Genomic DNA, 5643 nt, shown 5'->3' with positions numbered 1-5643 from the left:
CTTCTTGGCACACCCCAACCCCCGCCACGGTTCTCAAAAAGCCCAGATTACTGAATAAATTCAGGATGACAGTCCTTCCCGTCATTCTCATGATTCTTGCCAGAATCTCGATTCATACCGAAAAACGAGGACTGTGCAAGAAGTAGAGAAACGATGCAAAGAACGAGAAAAATGGGATCCCGTGGAGCTAATCAACATAGGCTCCATTGAATAACTGCAGAGAAGATCGTTTCTTTCACTACACCCGAGACCCTATACTCGATACCCTATTCTCTCCGTCATGAACTCGTTTCAGCATCTATTCCCTTCGATGGGATCAACCGAGAAAGCGTCTTCTGTCACAAGTCGTGTTATGTTATAGTATACTGATCAGTTTACTAGGTGGTGATCGGTTTTGAAGACACAAGTAGTCAGAGTCTCCTCCGAAACTCATTCCAAACTCAAGGCCATGGCCTCCGCCAGTGGCAAAACAATTGGGGAGATGCTCTCTAAAGCAGTGGAGTCATACAGACGTCAGTTGCTCCTCGAAGATACAAATGAAGCATTCGCAAAACTGAAAGAACAAGGCGATCTGTGGAAAGGCGAGTTAGTGGAGAGGGAAGAATGGGAAGGCACACTTTCCGACGGTCAGAGCGATCATGAATAGAGAGCTACCTTCTAGAGGCGAAATATGGTTGGCAAACCTCAATCCGACTAGAGGCAGAGAACAATCTGGCTTCAGGCCGTGTTTGGTCATTTCGGTCGACCAGTTCAATCATGGGCCTGCTGAACTCGTGATTGTCGTGCCCTTAACGTCAAAGAACAAATCTATCCCGCTTCACGTTGAGATTTCTGGAAAGCAAACAGGTCTCGACGTAACAAGCTACATCAAAACCGAGGACTTGAGGTCAATCTGGAGGGATAGATTGGAGAAGAAGATCGGCCAGGTCTCTGAAGAAGTTATCTTGGAGGTACTGGATCGCATAAAGATTCTCCTCAACATCTAATGAACCGAATTAGAGGGCGTTAGATTCGGCAAAAGCCTAGTATAGCCATATCTATTGACGATTTGTTAGCGACTGGGTTGGCTTTCGCTGCCATTCTTTTGGTAAACTCTGGTGCATCTGGATAGCGTTTTGTCCCTAAGAGAATTTCTCCAAGAACTGCCATCTCAAATTGCCGCTGTACTCTTGAGAACGAAGACCCGCTTAACGCTGGGAAGAACAGTTCCAAGTACCAGGTTGCAAGTTGCAAGGCTGTCAAGAGCCTAGAAAGAGCATATTCGAGAGCTCATTTCGCTCAAGAGAAGAGCCAGTCACTGCTGAAATAAGACGCATGCCGCCTTCGGCGAAAATCATCGCCGCCAGTGAAGGCTTCGCCTTCGCCAGTACCACTTCGTGGTGCAAGTCTCAGCTTTTGCTGAGGCCAGTCACTGCAAGCAGTGGCGAGAAAAACTATAAGAACACCAAACCGATTTGACAAGGCCAGTTCTGACTTCGTCAGGCAATGGAACCGTTGTGTTCACGTGAAGATCGAGATTCTGACCAAGAGCTTTGTCAGAATGAAGGGATGTGATGTTTTCCGAATAACCTAAGGCCGGCATCCCGAGTAACTCCTTATGTCCCTTACTTTGTCATCCCGTGATGCTTCTGCACGAGATCTCGCCCTGAAGATCCGCTATACGCTAAGAACAAGGACCCGCTGATCGCTGCTCAAAACAACGTTGTCCGTCAACGGTCCACCGTCCACCGGAAAGAAGTAGTTCCAAGTTCCATGTTGTCAGTTGCAAGCAGAAGAAATAGTTGTCCGTTGTCGGTTCACCGTTCTCCGGCCAGTAGCGTGCCAAGATGACGTGAAGTAAGAAAAGACAGTCATCCCGTGATGAACTTGCACGGGATCTGCTTTCTCTCCTTGTTCTTCGTAGTCTCGAAAAGGGTTTCTCTCGAAGCGAAGCTTCATCTCAGACTCAAAGCGTCTTCTCGTTCCATCGTTCTCGGTTTAAGAACAAGATCCTGGCCTGAAGCATGCCAGTTACTCTTGAAGAAGAAAAGGCTCTCATCCCGTGGAGCCTCTCTTGATAAGCCTGCCCCAAAATGCTCCTGTTTGGGGTCTCCTGTTCAGGGCTCCTGTATGGTGGTCCTGTTCAGGGTCATCCCGGGTTCGATCCGGGATATGTGCTTCGATCTTGTCAAAGGTCTGTTGACTGACAGCGTTGTTTTCGACGGCATTCAACCGCAGGCGTTTCATCGCAGTCGGATCTTTCAGCGTTCAGTGGTTCTTCAAGCCAGCGCAGCCGGAACTGGCCTCGCCGAAGGCGAGACTGGCCTGCGTCAGCAGACTGGCGAACCTAATCATCCCACAAAATCCTTCCAAAATGGTAATATATAGTAAGCAAATCAAACAAAGAAGGTCTTTTTGTTGAGAAAGAGAATCGTATTACTGCTGACTTATACATTCATCACCACTATAACAATCTCAATGTACCGCGTTGTCTATAATCTGTATCTGAGAGAAATCGGTTTCTCAAATCAACTCATAGGCAACGTGACTTCTGCCCAGTTATGGGGATCGGCGATCATAGGGCTGCTCACAGCCGTTCTCGCAGATTCTATCGGAAAGAAGAAGATTCTCTTTCTCTCTGCGATTGTCGTTCCCGTATCTGGAATCGCGCTTGCTTTCGTAGTTGATCCGACGTTTATAATCGTTCTATCGTTTATCAAAGGTGGGTTTACAGTTACTGCCTTCACCGTAGTCATGGCGACAATGACAAGCATAACAAAGACGGGAAACAGAGCGAAGGTCTTCGGTCTGAACTTCGGAATCAACATGGCAAGTGGAGTCATCGGCAATTTCATTGGTGGGGCATTCGGAGATCTTTTCAGCCTTCAAACGACTTTGATAATCTCGATGGTCGCCCATCTACCTGCAATAATACCTGTCATAAAGCTTGAGATGACGGAATCGAGATCCAGACTCAAGGAACTATTCAACTTTTCGGGACTTCAGAACGACCAGAGGAAGGTGCTTGCATACTACTTCATATCCACGGCAACCGTGGGCTTCGGAGCCGGTCTCTTCATACATTTCGGAAATTTGATATTCAAAGACCTTTTCAACATGTCGGCAACAGGTATAGGTATCGCCCTTTCTATTGCACAATTAGGGACTGCCGCCGGATCGACACTATCCCACAGATTAGGAAGACGCTTCGGCGCACTGAAATTCAACCTGACAATGCAGTTGCTTGTAATCCCACTGATGCTCTCTCTAGTAGTCGTCAGAGAGCCGATTCTATTCACGATTCTTTACGCATTCAGGTTCGTCTTCATGAACATAACAAACCCGATCATGACGTCAATAATCTTCTCATACGTTCCAGATTCAAAACTATCAACAGTATCTGGAATCAACGGTTTTCTGAACAATACTGTTCGGGCCGTAGCCGCTATGATCTTCGGGTTAATAGTTGGTACTACTATAAGCGGCTATACCGTGTTATTCTTGCTTAGCACTGCCTTCTACGCGGCAAATGCCTTCATCATCTTCCTTTTCTACAGGGATTTCAAGAACGAACCGAGAGTTCTGGAGCTTTATGATTCGAAAAGAACGAGCTGATATGGGCCAGTCACCTTCGTTGGCCAGTCAGGCTTCGGAGAGGTCAGTTCTCATTGAAACAAGACTCAATGCCGCCTTCGGTGGGACGCATTGCACTGAAGAACATCAGTGGACGCAAGGCTGGCGAAGATCACGCCAGGTCGCAATGCTGCCTTCGGCAAAAGGCGATTTTGAAGCCAGTCAGGCTTCGTCGGGCAATGAGCAGCTGAAAGTGTATACAGCCGGTGTCCGCTTAAGAATAAGGGCCCGCTGATTACTGTAAAGAGCCGTCCTTGGTCCTTCGCCTTGGACCAGAACACGTCCTTGGATAACATCATGCGAGAAAGAGCATTGTCGAGAGCTTCGCTGCGAGAGTGTGAGAATTGATAGATGGTCGTCAACGGTCCACCGTCCTCCGAAATCAACATCGCCGAGAGAGCAAGAGCATAAAGTAATGGCAATTTCAGCGGGAGGCTTATGAATTTTGGATTCCGGATCAGGTCCGAAATGCCCCTGAACAGGAGATTTTCAGGGGAGGCTCAGGGATGACTGTAGACTAAATCATTTTTTCACCATATCCGAGACGCTATTAATTCCGCCATGCTGAACATGAGGGTTATTCTTGATGTGTGCACACACCCCGTCGACGATGAAGCCATCGACACCCCTCTCGAGAGGGGATTAAAGAGCTCTTCAAGGCTTCAGGAGATCCTAGATCCTTACTTGGCCTCTTTGCTTTCCCCTCATCTCTACTCTCTCCATATTCGCCCCTTCTTAGTCTACTATTCCTAACTTACTTGTCCAATTCCCCTAGGGGTGAATACGCTCTGAGCACCTTCTTATCGGTCCGCCTTCTTTGAAAAATGAACTTAGATAGTTTCTAGTACACACCGGAATTTTCTCATCATCTCCTGTGAATCCAAGGAAACTGAATAATATGCACGCAGTGATTCGAAAATTCTCATTCTTTCTCTTTGTGCATGCTGTAATATTTCAAAAAGGTTTACCGAAAAAAGAAAACAACTTTCAGGTTATCTCTCATCTTTTCCCATATTTCTGCGACAATACCACCAAAATTCTTTCTTATAATTTGTTTGAAAATGATTTGAAGAAAGTGCAGGTGAACATGAACCTCGACATAGAAGCACAGCAAGCGGCAATTAATTACCAGGTACAGCAGAACTGACAGTGGAAACCTTCATGAGCTTTCTCACCCCATCCCTCAAAGCCGGGCCGACAAGGTCCGGCCTTCCTGTTGTCTGTTATCTTGCTAATGAGAATGTTCCTGGAGGCTTATCTGGGATAATAGATCATGGGATTCAGATAGAAGATCATTCATGACTGGAGATCTGCAGACACCATTTTTGCGAAAGGCTTTTGAGTATTGATGCATGAGAATGCGCCGCGGAGTGAAGAGGAAACTTACAATGAGCAGAATACGGAAAATCAGCAAGATCTTGACTGGGAGAGGCGCCGTTGACGGTGCCGGAGTGAAGCCCGTTAGAGTAGTTGGTCAAAGAGACGTTGAGGATTTCGATCCCTTCTTGCTGCTGGATGCCTTTGATTCGACAGATCCGGAGGACTACATTAAGGGCTTTCCATGGCATCCTCATAGGGGCATCGAGACCGTGACTTATCTTGTAAGCGGGATTATAGAGCACGGTAATGGTTTGGGCAACAAAGGCGAAATACTCGACGGAGACTGTCAATGGATGACTGCAGGTTCCGGGATCATTCATCAAGAGATGCCCAAACCCTCGGCACGATTGCTTGGAGCACAGCTCCGGCTTAATCTTCGTGCCAGGGACAAAATGGCAAATCCTCAATATGGAGACATAAAGAGTCAGGATGTTCCTGCTGTAGATGAAGAAGGTTCAACAGTGCGCGTAATTGCGGGACCTTACAAGAACATCACCGGAGCATTCGAAGGAAGATTTGTGAAGGCCAAGCATCTAGATGCTGAGGTCAAAGCCGGAAAAGAGTGGTCATTCGAGACCGGTGATGATATGACTCTCTTCATCTTTATACTGCTGGGTAGCGGAAGATTCGATCCTGATGAAGAGGAAGCCA

General features: G+C 47.1%; 4 protein-coding genes. All 4 read left to right on the top strand.

What is annotated here, in order from left to right; genetic code table 11:
- Window positions 1-394: 394 nt before the first annotated feature.
- Window positions 395-646, top strand: a complete 252-nt coding sequence (locus tag B3K91_RS03660; protein ID WP_292594016.1) for a hypothetical protein — start codon at window positions 395-397, stop codon at window positions 644-646.
- A complete protein-coding gene (locus B3K91_RS03655) occupies window positions 639-986 on the top strand; it encodes a type II toxin-antitoxin system PemK/MazF family toxin (RefSeq protein ID WP_214059918.1) in 348 nt (115 codons plus the stop codon). Before B3K91_RS03660 ends, B3K91_RS03655 begins: the two co-directional genes overlap by 8 nt.
- A 1411-nt stretch (window positions 987-2397) precedes the next feature.
- Window positions 2398-3594 carry an MFS transporter gene (locus B3K91_RS03650; RefSeq protein ID WP_103133785.1) on the top strand — a complete coding sequence of 399 codons (1197 nt, stop codon included), beginning with the start codon at window positions 2398-2400 and terminating at the stop codon, window positions 3592-3594.
- A 1406-nt stretch (window positions 3595-5000) separates the two neighbouring features.
- Window positions 5001-5643 (top strand): pirin family protein (locus B3K91_RS03645; protein WP_292594013.1); only part of this gene is annotated, 643 nt, incomplete at its 3' end.

This window comes from Mesotoga sp. UBA5847 (assembly GCF_002432735.1).
Classification (GTDB): Bacteria; Thermotogota; Thermotogae; order Petrotogales; family Kosmotogaceae; genus Mesotoga.
Note: the sequence above shows the minus strand (reverse complement) of the source record. Positions and strands in the feature narration are given on the sequence as shown.